This is a genomic window from Bradyrhizobium tunisiense, from assembly GCF_042263385.1.
GTDB classification, from domain to species: Bacteria; Pseudomonadota; Alphaproteobacteria; order Rhizobiales; family Xanthobacteraceae; genus Bradyrhizobium; species Bradyrhizobium tunisiense.
Genome location: NZ_JBHLEV010000003.1, coordinates 745867 through 764878, shown reverse-complemented (window position 1 = coordinate 764878; position 19012 = coordinate 745867). Strand labels below are relative to the sequence as shown.

General features: G+C 66.1%; 20 protein-coding genes. 11 read left to right on the top strand and 9 right to left on the bottom strand.

The features are described from left to right. Positions 1-74: 74 nt before the first annotated feature. From ACFDR6_RS16950 to ACFDR6_RS16940, 3 genes are all read right to left on the bottom strand, one after another. Positions 75-2123, bottom strand: coding sequence for an elongation factor G (locus ACFDR6_RS16950; RefSeq protein WP_317242389.1), 2049 nt, complete (start codon positions 2121-2123; stop codon positions 75-77). A gap of 159 nt (positions 2124-2282) precedes the next feature. Continuing rightward, on the bottom strand, positions 2283-2762 hold the full coding sequence (locus ACFDR6_RS16945; RefSeq protein WP_375858911.1) for a DUF992 domain-containing protein: 480 nt from the start codon (positions 2760-2762) through the stop codon (positions 2283-2285). Between the two features lie 165 nt (positions 2763-2927). Continuing rightward, on the bottom strand, positions 2928-4130 hold the full coding sequence (locus ACFDR6_RS16940; protein WP_212080379.1) for a pyridoxal phosphate-dependent aminotransferase: 1203 nt from the start codon (positions 4128-4130) through the stop codon (positions 2928-2930). Between the two features lie 591 nt (positions 4131-4721). On the opposite strand from ACFDR6_RS16940, the gene ACFDR6_RS16935 reads away from it, so the two are divergent. From ACFDR6_RS16935 to ACFDR6_RS16910, 6 genes are all read left to right on the top strand, one after another. Further along, on the top strand, positions 4722-5372 hold the full coding sequence (locus ACFDR6_RS16935) for a glutathione S-transferase family protein (protein ID WP_212080377.1): 651 nt from the start codon (positions 4722-4724) through the stop codon (positions 5370-5372). A 162-nt stretch (positions 5373-5534) separates the two neighbouring features. Continuing rightward, entirely contained in the window at positions 5535-5711 is a 177-nt protein-coding gene (locus tag ACFDR6_RS16930; protein WP_212080375.1) for a hypothetical protein, read from the top strand. A 73-nt stretch (positions 5712-5784) separates the two neighbouring features. Next, entirely contained in the window at positions 5785-5943 is a 159-nt protein-coding gene (locus ACFDR6_RS16925) for a hypothetical protein (RefSeq protein ID WP_212080373.1), read from the top strand. A gap of 128 nt (positions 5944-6071) precedes the next feature. After that, positions 6072-6884, top strand: coding sequence for a PAS-domain containing protein (locus tag ACFDR6_RS16920; RefSeq protein ID WP_212080371.1), 813 nt, complete (start codon positions 6072-6074; stop codon positions 6882-6884). Between the two features lie 83 nt (positions 6885-6967). Next, positions 6968-7423: a GNAT family N-acetyltransferase gene (locus ACFDR6_RS16915; protein ID WP_375858910.1), complete on the top strand. Its 456-nt coding sequence runs from the start codon at positions 6968-6970 to the stop codon at positions 7421-7423. Positions 7424-7677: 254 nt separating this feature from the next. Beyond that, positions 7678-8619, top strand: coding sequence for an aldo/keto reductase (locus ACFDR6_RS16910; protein WP_375858909.1), 942 nt, complete (start codon positions 7678-7680; stop codon positions 8617-8619). A 16-nt stretch (positions 8620-8635) separates the two neighbouring features. On the opposite strand, the gene hmuQ is transcribed toward ACFDR6_RS16910, so the two are convergent. From hmuQ to ACFDR6_RS16895, 3 genes are all read right to left on the bottom strand, one after another. Next, a complete protein-coding gene (hmuQ, locus tag ACFDR6_RS16905) occupies positions 8636-8959 on the bottom strand; it encodes a heme-degrading protein HmuQ (RefSeq protein ID WP_212080358.1) in 324 nt (107 codons plus the stop codon). Between the two features lie 148 nt (positions 8960-9107). Then, positions 9108-10331, bottom strand: coding sequence for a DUF1501 domain-containing protein (locus ACFDR6_RS16900; protein WP_375858908.1), 1224 nt, complete (start codon positions 10329-10331; stop codon positions 9108-9110). After that, complete coding sequence (locus ACFDR6_RS16895) at positions 10328-11884, bottom strand: DUF1800 domain-containing protein (RefSeq protein WP_317242383.1); 1557 nt, start codon at positions 11882-11884, stop codon at positions 10328-10330. Before ACFDR6_RS16895 ends, ACFDR6_RS16900 begins: the two co-directional genes overlap by 4 nt. 114 nt (positions 11885-11998) lie before the next feature. On the opposite strand from ACFDR6_RS16895, the gene ACFDR6_RS16890 reads away from it, so the two are divergent. Further along, entirely contained in the window at positions 11999-12202 is a 204-nt protein-coding gene (locus ACFDR6_RS16890) for a cysteine-rich CWC family protein (RefSeq protein WP_317242382.1), read from the top strand. 194 nt (positions 12203-12396) lie between these two features. Here ACFDR6_RS16890 and ACFDR6_RS16885 read toward each other — a convergent pair whose 3' ends face one another. The 3 genes from ACFDR6_RS16885 to ACFDR6_RS16875 form a co-directional block, all read right to left on the bottom strand. Beyond that, on the bottom strand, positions 12397-13095 hold the full coding sequence (locus tag ACFDR6_RS16885) for a glutathione S-transferase family protein (RefSeq protein ID WP_375858907.1): 699 nt from the start codon (positions 13093-13095) through the stop codon (positions 12397-12399). A gap of 125 nt (positions 13096-13220) precedes the next feature. Further along, the gene (locus ACFDR6_RS16880) at positions 13221-13448 is read right to left on the bottom strand and encodes a hypothetical protein (RefSeq protein WP_375858906.1); all 228 of its coding nucleotides are present in this window, start codon (positions 13446-13448) and stop codon (positions 13221-13223) included. Beyond that, complete coding sequence (locus ACFDR6_RS16875) at positions 13445-14224, bottom strand: TSUP family transporter (protein ID WP_375858905.1); 780 nt, start codon at positions 14222-14224, stop codon at positions 13445-13447. The genes ACFDR6_RS16880 and ACFDR6_RS16875 overlap by 4 nt, the downstream gene beginning before the upstream one ends. A gap of 106 nt (positions 14225-14330) precedes the next feature. Between ACFDR6_RS16875 and ACFDR6_RS16870 the strand changes: the two genes are divergently transcribed. The 4 genes from ACFDR6_RS16870 (at position 14331) to uvrB (ending at position 18959) form a co-directional block, all read left to right on the top strand. Then, positions 14331-15248 carry a LysR substrate-binding domain-containing protein gene (locus ACFDR6_RS16870; protein ID WP_212080776.1) on the top strand — a complete coding sequence of 306 codons (918 nt, stop codon included), beginning with the start codon at positions 14331-14333 and terminating at the stop codon, positions 15246-15248. Between the two features lie 138 nt (positions 15249-15386). Next, positions 15387-15611: a hypothetical protein gene (locus tag ACFDR6_RS16865; protein WP_317242379.1), complete on the top strand. Its 225-nt coding sequence runs from the start codon at positions 15387-15389 to the stop codon at positions 15609-15611. A 51-nt stretch (positions 15612-15662) separates the two neighbouring features. Beyond that, positions 15663-15893, top strand: coding sequence for a hypothetical protein (locus tag ACFDR6_RS16860; RefSeq protein WP_375858904.1), 231 nt, complete (start codon positions 15663-15665; stop codon positions 15891-15893). Between the two features lie 93 nt (positions 15894-15986). Then, a complete protein-coding gene (gene uvrB / locus ACFDR6_RS16855; protein ID WP_375858903.1) occupies positions 15987-18959 on the top strand; it encodes an excinuclease ABC subunit UvrB in 2973 nt (990 codons plus the stop codon). Positions 18960-19012: the final 53 nt, after the last annotated feature.

Genomic DNA, 19012 nt, shown 5'->3' with positions numbered 1-19012 from the left:
TCACGCTTCCCTCTCACCGTAAGAACGGGGAGAGGGAGTGAGAGGGCGGTGCGTCCCTTACCGCGCGAAACCGATCACGCGGCGTGTTGATGCGCGGCGATGATCTGGTCGGCGGCGCGGCCGGTGACTTCGGCCATGTGGTCGAACTGGCGCGTGAAGCTGCCGGCCCCGGCGGTGGCCGAGCGCAGCTCCACGATCAGCTCGCCGATCTCGGCTTCCGGCATCATGGCGCGGACGCAGTCCCAGCCACTCCAGCCGTCGCGAGTGTCGAAGCCGAGGATCTGGCCACGCCGCGCCGACAGGATCGCATTGATCTTGGCGGTCGCATCGGTCGGGCAGACGATCTCGACGACGTGGATCGGCTCCAGCAGCACCGGCTGGCATTGCGGCAGGCCTTCATTGAGGCCGATCCGCGCCGCCGTGCGGAAGGCAAGGTCGGACGAGTCGACGCTGTGGTAGGAGCCGTCGGTCAGCGTCACCTGCACGTCGGTGACGGGGAAGCCGAGCGGACCGCGCGCCAGTCCGTCGACGACGCCTTCCTCCACCGCGCCGATGTAGTTGCGCGGCACGGCGCCGCCCACCACCTTCTCGGTGAATTTGAAGCCGTCGCCGCGCGGCAGCGGCTTGATGTCGAGCACGACGTCGCCGAACTGGCCGTGGCCGCCGGACTGCTTCTTGTGGCGCCCGCGCTGGGTGATCGGCTTGCGGATGGTTTCTTGATAGCCGATCCCGGGCGGATGCGAGGTGAGCTTGATACCGAAGCGGTCGCGCAGCCGCTCGCTGGCGACGCGCAGATGCATCTCGCCCTGCCCCCACAAGACAGTGTCGTGGGTCTGGGCGTTCTGCACGACGACGAGCGAGGGATCCTCCTCGTGCAGCCGCGCCAGCGCCTGGCCGAGCTTGACGTCGTCCTTGCGGTCGGTGGCGGCGATCGAGATCGCAAGCACCGGCGGCGTCGGCTCCGTGACGGCCAGCGCGGCCGGCGGGGTCTTGCCGTTCGATATCGTATCGCCGGTCCTGACGGGATCGAGCTTGGCGAGCGCCACGGTGTCACCGGCTTCGGCCATAGCGCGCTTGGTGTCGTAGGCGCCGTTGACGGCGAGGATGCCGGAGATGCGCCCGGAGCCGCCGGAGGCGGATTGCAACGTGGCACCGTCGTCGAGATGGCCGGCAAGCAGCCGCGTCAGCGACAGCTTTCCACCATGCTGCGAATGCAGCGTCTTGAAGACGTAGCCGAGCGCATCCTTGCTCTCGGGCACGCCGAGACGTCTTGCGGTCTCCGCGACGCCCGGCGCCTCGTGACGCAGCGCCTTCATCAGGCGCAGCACGCCGTTCTCGCGCGCGGCGGCGCCCAGCAACACCGGGCAGATCAGCCCCTCGCGCAACTCGCGGGCGAGATCGTCGAACACGGCATCACGCGGCGGCTGGATGTCCTCGAGCAGTTGCTCCATCAGCGCATCGTCGTGATCGGCGAGCTTCTCCAGCATCGAGAAGCGGGCCTCCTTCTCGCGATCGAGATCGCCGCCTTCGAGCGCGATCACCTCGGAGGCCTTGTGCTCGCGATAGATGAAGGCGCGTTCCAGCGCGAGATCGACGAAGCCCTCGATCAGCTCGCCCTTCCAGATCGGGATCTGGCGCAGCACCAGCGGCACGCGGGAGGCGGGCTGCAGCATCGCGAGCGTCTCACGGATGCGCTGGCTCGCGCGGTCGATCTTGTTCAGGAACAGGAAACGCGGGATCTTCAGCTCCTCCAACTCGCGCAGGATGATCTGAAGCTGCGGCAGCTTCTTCTCGTCGGCCTCGCAGACCACGATCGCCGCATCGACCGCGGGCAACGCGGCGCGCATGTCGTGGGCAAACTCGACGGAACCGGGACAATCGAGGAAGGTATAGCTGTCGCCCATGAAACTCGTGGTGGCGGCAGTCAGCCCGACGGTCATCTTGTGATGACGGGCCTCCGGGGTGGCGTCGCCGACGGACGTTCCGGCGTCGACGCTGCCGGCGCGCGGGATTGCGCCCGTTCGCGCCAGTATTGCTTCGAGAAGTGTGGTTTTACCGCTTTGGAAAGGGCCCACCAGCGCGATGCACCGTGGACCTCGGGGACTTCTGACGTCTTGTCCCATTCGCCGCCTCCTTCTTGTGGAGCTCGGCCCATGATTGGGTCGGCAAACGGAGATGCTCTGCCCGTCCCCGAGATTTGGCAAGCATCAAACGTCGCTGCGGTGCGTCGATGGTGTTCCACCTCTCCCGAGAGAGGCAAGCAGCACTTCCGTCGTCGGGCGTCAGCGGCCCGGACGAAGTTCCAGGCTCTCGAGGCCAGCGGCAACGTTGAGGCCGACCTGACCCTGAACGCTGAGCGGCTGGAGCGAGATCGAATTGTTGGAGCCGCCGACCAGCACGTTGCCGCCAAGGCCGACGCCGACCGAGGCGCTGCCCTGCGCGCCCGCGTAGTTGCCGGAGAGATCGCCGGGGCCGAGCCGGTCGACCGGTGCGAACACGCCCCACGCCAAAGCCGTCTCCTGGGTGATGCCGATGTCGAGACCGACTTTACGGATCGTCGCGACGTAGCGATCGTCGGGCAGGCCGTCGGCACGCAGCACGCAGCCGAGATGGGTCACCGATCCCACGATGAAGCCGACACTGGCGCCGCCACGGCATTCGAGCACACCGACCCGCGCCATCCGCTGCTGCGCGCCGGCAGCAGCGACGGAGACAATGAGGCTGGCGGCGGCGAGCCCGGCGAAGATGAACGAACGGCGCATGAAATATCTCCGGCGATGATGTGATGCGAGCAGAGAGCGCCCGCCCCGCGTGGAGCGTCTATGCCACAAGAGGCTCAATGGTGCCAGATCGCGCGCGGCGATAAGCGTGCGCGCAACAAAAAGGCCCGCCAGTGGCGGGCCGTTTCGCGAGGCCTTGCAGCGTGCTTACCGCAGATTCCCGCAGAAGCGCTGGATGCGCTTGCAGGCGTCTTCGAGATCCGAGGTCTTGGTCGCGTAGGAGATGCGGAAGGCAGGTCCAAGGCCGAAGGCCGAACCCTGCACCACGGCGACGCCTTCGGTCTCCAGGAGCTCGGTGACGAAGTCCTCGTCATTGCCGATCACCTTGCCCGACGGCGCGGTCTTGCCGATCGTGCCGGCGCAGGACGGATAGACGTAGAAGGCGCCCTCGGGACGCGGGCATTCGATCCCCTTGGCCTGGTTGAGCATGGAGACGACGAGGTCGCGCCGCTCCTTGAACACCTTGTTGTTGGCGGGGATGAAGTCCTGCGGACCGTTCAGAGCTTCCACCGCGGCCCATTGCGCGATCGAGGACGGGTTCGAGGTCGATTGCGACTGGATCGTCGACATCGCCTTGATCAGCTGCGCGGGGCCACCGGCATAGCCGATGCGCCAGCCCGTCATGCAATAGGCCTTCGATACGCCGTTCACGGTGAGCGTGCGGTCGTAGAGCTTCGGCTCGACCTGCGCGACCGTGGTGAACTGGAAGTCGTCATAGACGAGGTGCTCGTACATGTCGTCGGTCATCACCCACACGTGAGGATGCTTCACCAGCACGTCGGTGAGCGCCTTCAGTTCCGAACGCGTATAGGCGGCTCCCGTCGGGTTCGACGGCGAGCACAGGATCACCCATTTGGTCTTGGGCGTGATCGCACGCTCGAGCGCCTCGGCCTGGAGCTTGAAACCGGTCGCGGCGGTGCAGACCACCGGCACCGGCTCGCCGCCGGCGAGCGCCACCATTTCAGGGTAGCTGACCCAATACGGCGCGGGAATGATCACCTCGTCGCCCGGATTGATGGTGGCCATCAGCGCGTTGTACAGCACCTGCTTGCCGCCGGTGCCGACGATGATCTGGTTCGGCTTGTAAGTGACGCCGTTCTCGCGCTGAAACTTGGCGATGATCGCGTCCTTCAGCTCGGGAATGCCGTCGACCGCGGTGTACTTGGTCTTGCCGGCCTCGATGGCGTGGATCGCCGCCAGCTTGATGTTGGCGGGCGTGTCGAAGTCGGGCTCGCCGGCGCCGAGGCCGATGACGTTGCGGCCCGCCGCTTTCAGCGCGCGTGCTTTATCCGTGACCGCGATGGTCGCGGACGGCTTCACACGGTCGAGCGCAGCGGCAAGGAAGGACATCGTCATCTCCTGACAAGCGTCGTGAAACATTTCGCCTCACGACTCCGATTGTGGGAATGCAGCCACCCTAAAACGTGAGTCACTGCACCGCAAGAAACTTCGGCCCGATCCCGGAAAAACTTACGGGCGGAACGCGTTTCGAGGCGAGATTTCCCGCAATTTTCCGCAACTTTGCCTCCGGATTTGCTCATATCCGGCAAGGCCTGTCCTCGGAGCAATTTTGCACGTTGGAATGCGCGCAGAAACCGGCACGCCGTCCTGCCCGGGCTGGTCCCGCCTGCCCGGGCGAAGCCGCTTGGGCGAAGCGAGCCCAGCCAGACGATGCGGAGGCATTGGTCCCGCCCGTTCGTCGATACGATGCTCTGCCTGCTTCACGATCTCGCAGGGCAATGCGCCGGAGCATTGACGCAAGCGTGATCCGATTTGCAGCGTCGCGCGAAAATGATCTTCTGCACCGTTGCAGTGCGGTAGGGTTTTCGAGTTTTTCTATTGGCCGGCCCTTGCGGCGGATTCGCATCGGCATCATTGTTTAGCCGCGTCGCGAGGTCACGAGCGCCGCGCCTTCCCATCCCCGGATCCGAACTTCCCAGAATGTACAAGCTCTATTCGATGCAACGCTCAGGCAACAGCTACAAGGTCCGCCTTGCGCTGGCGCTGCTCAACCTGCCTTACGAAGCGATCGAGGTGGACATTCTGCGCGGCGAAAGCCGCACGCCGGACTTCCTGACCAAGAACCCGTCGGGACAGGTGCCGCTGCTCGAGGTCGGCGGCGACCGCTATCTCGCAGAGTCCAACGCCATCCTCTGGTATGTCGCCGTCGGCACTCCGCTTGCGCCCGAGAACCGCATCGACCGCGCCGAGGCGCTGCAATGGATGTTCTTCGAACAGCACGCGCTCGAGCCGAACATCGGCGCCGCCTATTTCTGGCTGTCACTGGTCAAGGGCGGCCGCGACCTCCAGACCCATTCGCTGGAAGATTGGATGGAGCGCGGCTATGGCGCGCTCCAGGTGATGGAAAACCACCTCAAGACCAACGCCTATTTCGCCGCGCGCCAGCTCACGGTCGCCGACATCGCGCTGTACGGCTATACCCACCTGGCCGACCGCTGCGACTTCGATCTCGAGGCCTTCCCTGCGATCCGGGACTGGCTGAAGCGGGTGGAAGCCGCTCCCGGCTTCGTATCGATGGACTGGCGGCCAGCCGATATCGACGACCCCGCCAGCATCGCCGCCAGCGCCTGACGGCGCCCGTCCTGCCCGGCTCCAGGAAATAGCGGGTATAAAGGTAATATTTGCCGCAATTTGGCCATTTTCAGCACGAGAGCCGCCGCAATGTTGCCGGTTGAAACTGGGAAATTGTGGAAAGTCGCGGGTGATTCGCTCGCGCATTGAAGGATTTAGACCATGATACGGGCGTCCGGCACGGCAGGCTTTCGCGGCCATCCCGATACCGTCGCGTCTTCCCGGCTGACCAACGCGGTCGCGGCCTCGCTCGCCGTCGCCGCGCTCTCGCTGTGCCTGATCGTCACCCTGACGGTGCTGTCGACCAAGGCGACCATGGCGATGGGTCTGCCGGTCTGATTCCCGTTTCATCCTGGTCCAGCCGTCAAGGCGCTGCATGCCCCGGGCCGACCGGCATCGCAACGGGACGTCGATGAAATCACCTGTGGTAGTCGTTGCAATCACATTGACCGCGGCCATCCTGGTCGCGGCATCACTGTTGATTGTCGTCGGCACCCGCAAGGGCCCGGGAACGTCGACGCTGAATGGGCCTGCGCTGCAACAACCCTTCAAGCTCGCGCATCTGATCTAAAATCATCCGAAAGCCTTACACTTGCCGACAAGCGGGCCTTAAGCACACCGCGCGAAAACGCATCGCTGTGGCGCAACGATCAGTCAGAGTTGCGGTCTTACCTCGTTCGGGAGGAGCGAGACTGGTCCATGCGGTTCGGATGGCGTGCGATCTCCGGTCCGGTGCTGACGGCAGCAACCCTGCTGCTGGCGATGCTCCTCGATCGCCTTGTCCCCACTCCCTCGCCCGCGCCGTTGCTCGTCGGCATCGTGGCGCTTGCCGGCGCATTGTCGGGTCTCGCCTCGGCCATGACCAGCGCAGCCGTCGCGGTGATCGGCGCCGCGCTGCTCTTCCTCAACCAGCACGGCGTCGCCGGATATGGCAACCCCGATCTGGTCCGGCTCGGCCTTCTGGCCATCACCGCTGCCGGCACCGCAGCCATTACCGGCCTGATGCGCGAGCGGCTGCTCGGCACGTTCGCGGCCGAGCGCCGAAGCCACGCCACCGCCGCACGGCTGTCGGCCGCGCTCGACCAGGTCGATATCGGCATCGTGCTGCTCGATGCCGAGACGCGGGCCGAGTTCATAAACCGCGCGTTCCGCGATTACTTTGCGGTGCCGGACGAGATCGCCGACGGCAAGCCGCCCTTCATCGCGCTGATGTATCACGGCCGCGACACCGGCGCGTTCGAGCTGCCCGAAGACGAGCTCGGGACCTTCATCGCGCAGCGAATGGAGATGGTGCGGATCGGCGATGCTACGCCGATCAACATCGCCTTGCGCAACGGCGAGGTGCTGCGCTTCGTTTGCGCCGCGCTGCCCAACGGTGGCCGGATGCTGAGCTACACGCCGGTGACCGATCTGGTCCGCCACACCGACGCGCCGTCACGAGCCGACTACTACCGCTCGCTGCGCGATCCCGCAGGCCGCAAGCTGATCCGGTATCTGCGGGTCGCGGAGTGATGTAACGACACGATTGATCGGCAACGCGATCATCACGTATGAAGGACATCTCTTCGTCGTGCCCCGAGATCGCGGAATTTTCCATGTCGCTCACCATTCGCTCCGTCACCAGGCAGGACTACGATCACTGGCTGCCGCTGTGGGACGGCTACAACGCCTTCTACGGCCGCTCCGGCCCGACCGCGCTCGCTCCCGAGATCACGCGGATGACGTGGCAGCGCTTCTTCGACGCCTATGAGCCGGTGCACGGGCTGGTCGCCGAGAGCGACGGCAAGCTGCTCGGCATGACGAACTATCTGTTTCATCGCAGCACCACCGCGATCGAGCCGTCCTGCTATTTGCAGGACCTGTTCACGCTTGAAGCCGCACGCGGCAAGGGCGTCGCCTCGGCGCTGATTCACGGCGTGTATGAGCGGGCGAAACTGGCGGGATCGCCACGCGTCTATTGGCAGACGCACGAGACCAATCTCACGGCGCAGCGCCTGTACGACAAGGTCGCGGAGCGGTCCGGCTTCATCGTCTATCGCAAGCTGTTCTGATCGCAGCACGCATCCTGTGGATAACTCCGCCTGTCACCCGCGCGTAACATAGCGCGGCTACGCTGCACCTGCGTCTGATCTGGCCCCCCGTCACCGATCAAGCGCCCCAAAGCGGTCCCCGTCAGTCGCCGCGTCTGACAGGGGCCGCATTTTTTTGTCCGCCTTGCCGGCATGGCAGCAGCGCGGCGAGCGCCTTGCTGGGGCGGCGCGCGGTGGTCAGAATGAGTGGCTGCTCATCTCTGACAGGGTCTCCCATGGAAATTCGCAATCTCGGCGCCTCCGGCCTTCGCGTGTCTGCGGTCGGACTCGGCTGCAACAATTTCGGCCAGCGCACGGATCTGGAGACCTCGCGCAAGGTGATCCATCGCGCGCTCGATCTCGGCATCACGTTGTTCGACACCGCCGACATCTATGCCGGCATGGGCGGCTCGGAGACGGTGCTCGGCACCGTGCTCGGCGACCGCCGCAAGGACATCGTGCTCGCCACCAAATACGCCAAGCCGATGGCGACCGACGGCACCAGGCAGGGCGCCTCGCGCCGCTACATCATGGACGCCGTCGAGGCCAGCTTGAAGCGGCTCAAGACCGACTACGTCGATCTCTACCAGCAGCACGACTATGACCCTCTGACGCCGATCGAGGAGAGCCTGCGCGCGCTGGACGACCTCGTCCGCCAGGGCAAGGTGCGCTACATCGGCAATTCCAACTTCCCGGCCTGGCGCATCGCCGAAGCCGAGTTCACCGCGCGCGCGATGAACGTCAGCCGCTTCGTCTCGTGCCAGGACGAATACAGCCTCGTCGTGCGCGACATCGAGAAGGATCTGCTGCCGGCGGCGCAAGAGTACAAGCTCGGCCTGCTGCCGTTCTTCCCGCTCGCAAGCGGCCTGCTCACGGGCAAGTATCAGCGCGGCGCGGCCGCACCTGCCGACACCCGCTTTGCAAAGGCACCGGCCCTGCGCGACCGCTATGTCACAGCGCGCAACGAGGACATGGTCGAGAAGCTCCAGGCCTTTGCCAAGGCCCGTGGTCACAGCATGCTCGAGCTCGCCTTCTCCTGGCTTGCCGCGCGCCCGCAGGTGTCCAGCGTGATCGCCGGCGCCACGCGCGTCGAGCAGATCGAGGAGAACGTCAAGGCGATCTCCTGGAAGCTCAGCGCCGAGGAGATGGCCGAGATCGACAAGATCACTCTGGGCTGATCTTCGACGCGGCGCGTTACTTGGCGCCGCGTCCGACCGTCTGCATCACCTCAAAGCCTTCGAACTGGGGATGGCCGAGGTAGAGCGGCTTGTTGTCACCGGCCCGGTGATGCGCGGCCCGAAATGCTTCCGACTTGGTCCAGGCCTCGAACGCGGCGTGGTTCGCCCAGACCGTGTGCGATGCATACAGCGTGTGGTCCTCGAGCTCGGGGCCCCGCAGCAGATGAAATTCGACGAAGCCCGGCACCTTGTCCAGATGCGTGTCGCGCGAAAGCCAGACCTGCTCGAAGGCGGCCTCGGAGCCCTTGGCGACGCGGAAGCGGTTCATGGCGATGTACATGGGGATTCTCCTGATGCTCGGGCGATTATCTCGTCATTCCGGGATGCGCCGCAAGGCGCAGGCCTGGAATCCATTTTGCAGCAGAGCCAGCGGGGAGATGGATTCCGGGCTCGCGCTTCGCGTGTTCCGGAATGACGACGGATATGTCTCAGCCGACCAATCCCTTCATCGGCCTTGCACTCGCGCTGTCCGGGAACACCGTCTCGGCCAGCACGCGGTCGGACAGGCCGAACTGATCCTGCAGCACGCCCTTGATGACCGAACGCAGATCCGTTGTGGGCTTGAGGTCACGCCCTTCATGGAGGTTGGCGAGCTTGAGGCCCGGCCAGTCCGAGATGACGCGGCCGCCCGTCACGGCGCCGCCGGCGAGCAGCGCGATCGTGCCGGTGCCGTGATCCGTGCCGTCGGTGCCATTGATGCGCGCGGTGCGGCCGAATTCGGTGGCGACCACAACGACGGTGTCGCGCCAGCGATCGCCGAGGCCGCTTTCGAATTCGGCGATTGCGCCGTCGAGCCCGCCGAGCAGGAAGGCGAGACGGCCGACCGGGCCGCCTTCATTGGCATGCGTATCCCAGCCGTCGAAAGCAAGTGCGGCAATGCGCGGGCCGTCGTCCGCCGCCATCAGCTTGGCCGCGCCACGCGCCACCTGGCGCATCTGCGCGACGGCATTGCCGGGCTTCCGCTTCATGTCGTCGCCGCTCGCGGCCTTGTCGAGCTGGAGGCCTTGCGACAACGCCATGGCCAATGCGGGATCGCGGTGACGGTAGAGATCGACGAGGCGCATCGCGGTGTCGTCGTCGGCTTGCGGCAGCGCCACCGGCGCCCAGCCGACCGTCGGCGCATTGCCGCGCAGCACCAGCGGCGTGGTGGGTCCGACCGCAAGGCCGCTCGATACGCGCTCGCCGCGCGGCAGCGCTTCCAGCGCGCGGTTGAGCCAGCCGGATTGCACGCGTCCCGGGCCGGCGTAGCCGCTTTCGAGCACGTCCTGGCCGTCGAAATGCGAGCGGTCGCGATAGGGCGTCGCCACCGCGTGGATCACCGCGGCATGCCTGTCGCGGTACATGCGCGCAAATTCCGGCATGGCCGGATGCAGCACGAAGAAGCTACCGAGCATGATCGCGGGATGCGCCCCATCTGCGCTGAGCGCGATCGAGCCGTGCAGGCTGGCATAGTCGGGGTCGCCGAGCGGCGCCACGGTCGCCAGCCCGTCGAGCGCGCCGCGCAGGATCACCACGATCAGGCGGGGATCGCGCCCATCGGCGGCGCGTGCGAATTTCGGCAGGTAAGCCCAGGCCGCGAACGAGGCGCCGCCGAGCAGCAGACCGCGGCGCGAGGTGAGAAGCCGGTTCTCGACGCAATCGATCATCGTCATCTCCGTTGCATTTCCGGCGACATCAACAGCAGCGTCAGCGCCTGCTGTCGCGACTCCGCACGCTCGACCGCTCGCCGCGTCTCGATGGAGGCCGCATCGGCTGCCGCGAATTCCAGGAGGTCGATCGGATCGATATTGCTGCCGAGCCGCGAGCCAATCTGCGCCGCGATGTCGAGCCTGAGCTTCATGCCCTCGGGCGCGGCCCAGGCTGCGTTGGTGTCGGGAAAGCCGTTGGGCCCGGCCGGCGACCATAGCGGTTGCCCCAGCAGATTGAGGCCATTGAGATAGCGGCTCGGATCTTCCGGCACCCGCGCGAGCAGCCGGCCGCTCGCGACGAGGAACTCGTAAGGCGAGCGCATCTTGGTCAGCGGCGCTTGCCACGCTTCCTCGGAATCGACCAGCGCCATGGCAAGCGCCTTGAGGTCGCCATCAGTCTTGACGAAGACATCGCGCAGGCGCGCGACGAGTGCCGGCGGCGGATCGTCGGCAACGAAGTGGCGGACGAATTTGGCGGCGATGAAGTTCGCGGTCGACGGATGCCGCGCGATGTCGGCGAGCGCGGCCTCGCCTTGCGCGAGCCCCGTCGGCTCATAGGTCTTGCCGAGCAGCATTTGCGGCCCGGGCTGGTGCGCATTGGAGTTGAACACGAAGGAGCCGGGGGCGCCGAGCTGCCCTTGCCGGCCGGCGAAAGTCCAGCCGGTGATGATGCGCGCGAGCGAGGTGACGTCGTCCTGCGTGTATCCCCCGCCGACGCCGAGCGTATGCAGCTCCATGATCTCGCGCGCCAGATTCTCATTGAGCCCGCGCTTGCGGTTCTGGCCAGCGCGCGAATCCGGGCCGAGCGATTGCTGGTTGTCGAGGAAGAACAGCATCGCCGGATGCTGCTCGACGGCTTTCAGCATGTCGGCGAAGCGCCCGAGCACGTGCGGCCTGATCGCCTCGCGCTCGAACGCGCCGGCCCAGATCCGCGCCAGCTCGCCCTTGCTCGCTGAGATGCAGAAATGGTTGGACCAGAACACGACGAGGCGCTCGGTGAAGCCGCATTCGGCCAGCGTGGCGCGCTGCAGCCGCGCCAGCGCCTCGGCGCGGAAGGTCTTTTGGATGACGTTGAGCGGCTGCGGAGCCGGCTTTGCGGCCGGCGGCGCAGCGGCGTTGGGCTGCATCGCCTCCGGCTTCGCCGCGTTATCCGCCGGCTTTGCCTCCGTCATCTGGCCGGCGACCTCCGTTGCTGCCGCATTCAGCGAGAGATTGCGGCGGAGGGCGGGCTTCTGCTCGGCTGGCGCAACCGGCGGCGTCTCGGCCGGCCCGGCGGCCTTCGCGGCTTCGCGCGCCTGCCTGACCTGATCCTGATAGGCGAACACGGCTTGCCCGAGCTGCTGAGTCGATTGCAGGCCGGGCGCCTCCAGCAGCACGCCGCTCGCACGCGCGAGCTCGGCCTTCACGAAGCCGCGCGGATCGGAGCTTGCGTTGACGAGATCGCCCGAGGCGCCGCCGCGGGCGCCGAAGCCAAAACGGTTGAGCGCGACGAGCGCGGCTTGCGAATCGCGGGCCATCGATTTGTCCTTCGCGTGGCGGGAGCCGCTTTCCGAGTCCGCGCGCGATGCCTAATATACCGCAACGACCGATGAACCCGACATGAAAATCACGGCGAAGCTTCGACGTAAATCATGACAAATCCGCAAGAATCTTCGTCCCAGGAACCACGCCGCCTCGCCTGCTCCCGCTGCGGCACCGAATTCGGCTGCGACCTCTCGGGCACCTGCTGGTGCGCGGAGGAAACGGCGCGCCTGCCGATGCCGGTCAAGGGCGAGGATTGCCTGTGCCGGGACTGTCTGAGAAAGGCGGCGGCAGAGGCAGCGAGCGCGGAGTAAGGGTGTAACGCTCTGGGTGATGCCGGAGCCCGGGCCACACCCTCGGTGTCGTCCCCGCGAACGCGGGGACCCATAACCCCAGGGAGACGTTTGGCGAAGACTGGTCGTGCGGTACTCCGACCATCCGCAATCGATACATCACGCGGTATGGGTCCCTGCGTTCGCAGGGACGACCGTGAGGAGTAGAGTTCGCCCTACACGGGATGCCCCGGCGATCGCCTTGCCATGCCGTCGAACGCGTCGAGCAGTTTTTCGCGCCAGGCATAAACCGGATCATCGGCTTCCAGCAGCTTGAACGGGCTCACCACGCGCGCCCATTGGAAGCCGCCGAACACGATGTAGTCGGCGTAGTTCGGCGCCTCGCCGCCGAGATAGGGCTGCTTCTTCAGCGTCTGCCGCATGATCTCGAGCGACTTGCGGAAGGCGACCACGCCGGTGTCGCGGCTCGCCATAACCTCTTCCAGGCTCTTGCCACCGAACCGCGCCTCACGCGACTTGCGGAAATAGTCCGCGTCGGTCTCGGCCAGATTTTTCGGGATGTCGGCAACGATCAGCGGAAAGATGCCGCCGACGATGGCGATGTCGCCGAAGGCGTTGATCATGCGCGCCATGGCGCGGCCGCCCTCGCCGCCGAACAGCGACGGACCGTCCGGGAAATTGTCCTCGAGATAGTTCGCGATCGTCCAGGAATCGACCACCGCCCTGTCGTCATGCAGCAGCACCGGCACCTTCTCGGAGCCGTGCGGCGCAAGCGCGCTCTTCTCGGTGAAGCGCCAGGGCAGAGATTCCGCCGACAGACCCTTGTGCGCGAGCACCATCCTCGTGCGCCAGCAATACGGGCTGAACGGGCGCGAAGCGTCGGTGCCGACGAGTTCGAACAGCTTGAGTGACATGCAAGGCGCCTCCATTCCGCTCCGTCATTGCGAGCGCGGCGAGCAATCCAGCCTGCCGCCGCAAAAGACATTCTGGATTGGTTCGCTCGCGCTCGCAATGACGATGTGGGAGACGGATGTGCGCTTCACCGCCCGTTTGTCAGCAACCTCTCCCCGTTCTCCGTCACCGCGATGACCAGCCCGAGGCCGGCAATCGTCTCGCGCGCGACGTAGCCGCGGTCGGCGGCGTCTTCCCAGATGGTGAGGCGCGGGCACGAGGTCTTCCACGTCGCGACCACCTCGGCATAGGCGCGCGGCTCACGCGCGACCCATTCGACGAAGTCCAGCACCAGCGGATCGGCTGTCTCGCTCATTGCAAAACTCCCTTGTCGAAGGCGACCGCTACCTCCGTGCGCAGCATGAGCCAGCCGCCATAGGCGATGTAGTAGCAGGCGATGGTGGTGATCAGTTTGTTCGACCAGGCCAAGAATTGCTGGTCGGTCATGGCTTCGAGGATGCGTCGCGCCAGCGTGGTGCCGAGCATCGAGGCGGCAATCGCGACACCGGCAAGCACGGGATCGAGGCTCGCCGCCTGGTCGATGATGCCGCCGAAATAGATCAGCTTGGTGAAGTGGCTGACGAGCTGGCACATCGCCTTGGTCGCCACCTTCTCGCGGCGGCCGAAATCGCCGCCGAGGAAGAAGGTGTCGAGCAGCGGGCCGGAGACGCCGGTCATCAGCATCAGGCCCATGCAGATCGTGCCGTAGACCGTGCCTTGCCAGAGCCTGTCAGGATCCGGCTTGATGCTCGCCGGCAGCAGCCGCGCCATGAACGGCGTGATGCCCAGCAGCAGCAGCGCCATCGGCTTGTCCGGCACGTAGCGGGTGAACGACCAGGCCGCGAGCGCGACGGCCGCGCCGACCAGATAGTTCGCGACCGGCCGCCAGCGAATATGCGCCCGCCACAGAAACGCACGCCAGCCGTTCGAGGCCATCTGCGTGATCGCGTGCAGCACCATCGCGGCCGGCAGCGGCATCAGGGCCAGGAGCACGCCGATCAGGATCAGCCCGCCCGCCATGCCGAACAGCCCCGACAGAAACGCGGTGGCGACCATCAGCAATCCGAGGGCAGCGGTCATGATGGGCGTCACGAACGTCTCCTGTCGGTGTGTGGCGAAGGCGAACGTGCCTTGCTTGCTCATCTCGCGCAAACTGGGTTATCTTGGTCTGGCATCAGCTTTCCTGAGGGTCTGGCATTTGCGGCGGCTGCTGTTTCTCAACGGCATCAAGGCATTCGAGGCGGCGGCGCGGACCGGCAGCTTTGCTGCGGCCGGGCTCGAACTGAGCGTGTCGGCGGCCGCCGTCAGCCGCATGGTCCATCTCCTGGAAGAGCGGCTCGGCGTCGCGCTGTTCGAGCGCAAGGCCAATCGCCTGGTGCTGACCCAGGCCGGCCGCGCCTATCAAAGCGGGCTGACGCCGATCTTCGACGCGCTGGCGAGCCTCACCGCGCAGGTGACGGCGCCCTCGAGCGTCCGCGTGCTCACCATCGGCGTCGGCCACACCTTTGCGATGCGGTGGCTGATCCCGCGCCTGTCGGAATTCCGTAACGAGGAGCCCGACATCGAGGTTCGCTTCACCACCGGCGGCGCAGCAGTACCGTTCGGGGAGGACTGGAGCTGCGGCATCAAGCTCGGCACCGGCGACTGGCCCGGCCTCGTCGCCGAGCCGCTGTTCGCCGGCGACCTCACGCCGGTCTGTGTGCCCCGCCTCGCGAGCGGCCTGAAGCGCCCGGCCGACCTGAAGGGACCAAGCCTGATCCGTGTCGCGCACTCACCCGAGGACTGGCCGATCTGGCTGAAAGCCGCGAACCTCGCTCGTATCAACGCGCGCGGGCCGGAGTTCCAGTTCTACGGCCAGGCGCTGCAGGCCGCGGCCGACGGGCTCGGCATCGCCATGGGGATCCGGCCCTATATCGACGACGACCTCGCCGCCGGCCGGCTGGTCGCGCCATTTGACCTTTCGGTCCCCAAGGGCATGCGCTGGTACCTGCTCTATCGCAGCTTCCAGACCGAGCAGCGCGACTTTGCCGCGTTCCGCCGCTGGATCATGCGCGCGGCGGCGGAACCCGCGGCCCGCCCCGTGAAACGGAGCGGCCGCACCGCCGCTCGGAACTGACGCCCCAAGACCGACGTCCCAAGACTGCGTCCAAAGACAAAAAGCCGGCCACTTGTGAACGGCTTCACATCCCAAATTCCGCATTCGTGGTCCCCTAACCCTCCAACAAGACACGTACGGAACACTTTGGGGACGACCATGACGACCATCTACGACGGCTTTGACATCGAATCCTTCGAGGCCGGCAAAGGCCTCTGGCACGCCCGCATCCGCCGCGCCGATCTCAGCCCCCTCGCCATCGACGGCGTCCTGTTTCCGGCCATGGAAGTCGGTTTCGCCTGGCCCGACCAGAACGCCGCGATCGCCGACGCCAAGCACCATATCGACCGCTTCCGCCGGCGGGCCGATAGCGACGACGAATAAGCGAGCAGGACGGCAAGCGAACCAGGGACAGCACAAAGGGGGCCACCGGTCATGTCCGTCATCGAAATCGAAGACACCTCGCAACCGAGGATCTACACCCGCGCCGTGCTCTCCAACTGCCCCGAATGCGACGGGGATCTCTCGGTGCTCCGCGTGATCGGCGGGCGCGCCGGATGCGAGTACTGGACCATGCGCTGCACCGATTGCGGCGGCATCCACCTCGACGTCCTGAAGCCGAATGTCACGGCGCAGGACGACGAGGGGCCGCTGCCGGCGGCGTGAGGCTCGAGGCTGCTGCCAACCTGCTGTCAGCAGCCTGCATGACGACGGGCATTCGCCCTTTATCGCGGGCCGGACTCGTCCCATATTCGCTTCATGGCGAAGAAACCTGCATCCTCCGAAAAATCCGGCAAATCCCCCAAGACCAAGGCTCCGAACTCGAAGGCACATCGCCCCGATGTGCAGCCGATTGGGCCGGCGCTGGCCGAATTGCTCAATCCCGCGATCAACCGCGGCGATGCGGGGCTCGGATCCGGCACCGGGCTGCAGCCGCCGCCGGACAATTCGCGCGACCGGCGATCCGGCGGCGAGGCCGCGGCGCATCGGGCGCGGGCCTCGACGCCCAAGGAGTTTCCGCAGGATGTGACGCGGCCGATGCCGTTGCGGCCCCATCCGCAGCCGCCCGGCGCGCGCTCGTCATCCGAACTGGCGGGCTTGGAGGAAGCGCCGCAGGCCAATTACGGAACCGCCGCCACGATCCCGACGCTCGATCCGGAACTGGCGCGGCAGCTCGGACTGCCCACGGAGGAAGACGACGCCGAGGCGCTGGCGCGTCCGCCGCGCAGCAAGATGGAGGCGCTCGGCGTCAAGGCGACCGCCGATGCGCTGGAGTCGCTGATCCGCGAGGGCCGTCCGGAGTTCCGCAAGGACGACGGCTCCACCAAAGTGTGGACGCCGCACCGGCCGCCGCGCCCGGAAAAGTCCGAAGGCGGCGTGCGCTTCGAGATCAAATCGTCCTACGAGCCGCGCGGCGATCAGCCGACCGCGATCGCCGAGCTGGTCGAGGGTATCGGTCGCAACGACCGCACCCAGGTGCTGCTCGGCGTCACCGGCTCGGGCAAGACCTACACGATGGCGCAGGTGATCGAGAAGACGCAGCGCCCGGCGCTGATCCTTGCGCCGAACAAGACGCTCGCCGCCCAGCTCTACGGCGAGTTCAAGAACTTCTTCCCTGACAACGCGGTCGAGTATTTCGTTTCCTATTACGATTACTACCAGCCGGAAGCCTACGTCCCGCGCACCGACACCTATATCGAGAAGGACTCGTCCATCAACGAGCAGATCGACCGCATGCGCCACTCGGCGACGCGCGCGCTGCTCGAACGCGACGACGTCATCATCGTCGCCTCGGTGTCCTGCATTTACGGTATCGGCTCGGTCGAGACCTACACCGCGATGACTTTCGCGCTGAAGAAGGGCGAGCGCATCGACCAGCGCCAGCTCATCGCCGACCTCGTCGCGCTGCAATACAAGCGCACCCAGGCCGATTTCACCCGTGGCACCTTTCGCGTGCGCGGCGACGTCATCGACATCTTTCCGGCGCACTATGAGGACCGCGCCTGGCGCGTGAACCTGTTCGGCGACACCATCGAAACCATCGAGGAGTTCGATCCGCTCACCGGCCACAAGCAGGACGAGCTCGAATTCATCAAGATGTACGCCAATTCGCACTATGTGACGCCGCGCCCGACGCTGGTGCAGGCGATCAAGTCGATCAAATCAGAGCTGAAGCAGCGGCTCGACCAGCTCCATCATCAGGGGCGCCTGCTGGAGGCGCAGCGGCTGGAGCAGCGCACCACTTTCGACCTCGAGATGATGGAGGCGACGGGAAGCTGCGCCGGCATCGAGAACTATTCGCGCTATCTCACCGGACGCCGCCCCGGCGAGCCGCCGCCGACGTTGTTCGAATACGTCCCCGACAACGCGCTGATCTTCGCCGACGAAAGCCACGTCACCATCCCGCAGATCGGCGCCATGTTCCGCGGCGACTTCCGCCGCAAGGCGACGCTGGCCGAGTACGGCTTTCGCCTGCCGTCGTGCATGGACAACCGCCCGCTCCGCTTCGAGGAATGGGACATGATGCGGCCGCAGACCGTCGCGGTGTCGGCGACGCCGAGCGGCTGGGAGCTGAACGAGAGCGGTGGCGTGTTCGTCGAGCAGGTCATCCGTCCCACCGGACTGATCGATCCGCCGGTCGATATCCGCCCGGCCCGCACCCAGGTCGACGATCTCGTCGGCGAGGTCCGCGCCACGGCGCAGGCGGGCTACCGCTCGCTGATCACGGTGCTCACCAAGCGCATGGCGGAGGACCTGACCGAATACCTGCACGAGCAGGGCATTCGCGTGCGCTACATGCACAGCGATATCGACACCATCGAGCGCATCGAGATCATCCGCGATCTGCGTCTGGGCGCCTTCGACGCGCTGGTCGGCATCAACCTGCTGCGCGAAGGCCTCGACATTCCCGAATGCGCGCTGGTCGCCATTCTCGACGCCGACAAGGAAGGCTTTTTGCGCAGCGAGACCTCGCTGATCCAGACCATCGGCCGCGCCGCGCGCAACGTCGACGGCAAGGTGATCCTCTATGCCGACCAGATGACGGGCTCGATGGAGCGCGCCATCGCCGAGACCAACCGCCGCCGCGAGAAGCAGGTCGAGTACAACACCGCCAACGGCATCACGCCGGAGAGCGTGAAAAAGCAGATCGGCGACATCCTCAACTCCGTCTACGAGCGCGACCACGTGCTGGTCGAGGTCGGCGGCCACGACATGACCGACGACGTCATCTCGATCGGCCACAATTTCGAAACCGTGCTCGCCGATCTGGAAACGCGGATGCGCGAGGCCGCCGCAGATCTGAACTTCGAGGAAGCCGCCCGCCTGCGCGACGAAGTCAAGCGCCTGCGTGCCACCGAGCTCGCGGTCGTCGACGACCCCACGGTCAAGCAACGGACCGTCGCGGGCAAGGCCGGCGCCTATGCCGGCACCAAGAAGTATGGCGAGGCCGCCAATCTCCCCGTCAGCGCCATGAAGAACAAGAGCGCCGCAACGGCCCTCAAGGCCGGCGCCGGCAAGGGCTCACGCGTGCACAAGCCGCACCTCGACGAGATGCACGGCCCGGAGTCGCTGCCCTATCGCGAGAAGCAGACGCTGCCGGCGAAGCCGTTCGGAGGGAACAGCCGGATCATCCAACCGACGGATTCACGGCAGTCGGGCCCGGAGTTCGGACCTGCGCCGAAGTCGACGGGCGGGCAGCCGGGGCGGCGGGGTGGGTGGAAGAAGAGGTAGGCACACTATCGCTTCACCACTGCCGTTCGTGACTATGAATTATCAGATGCGCA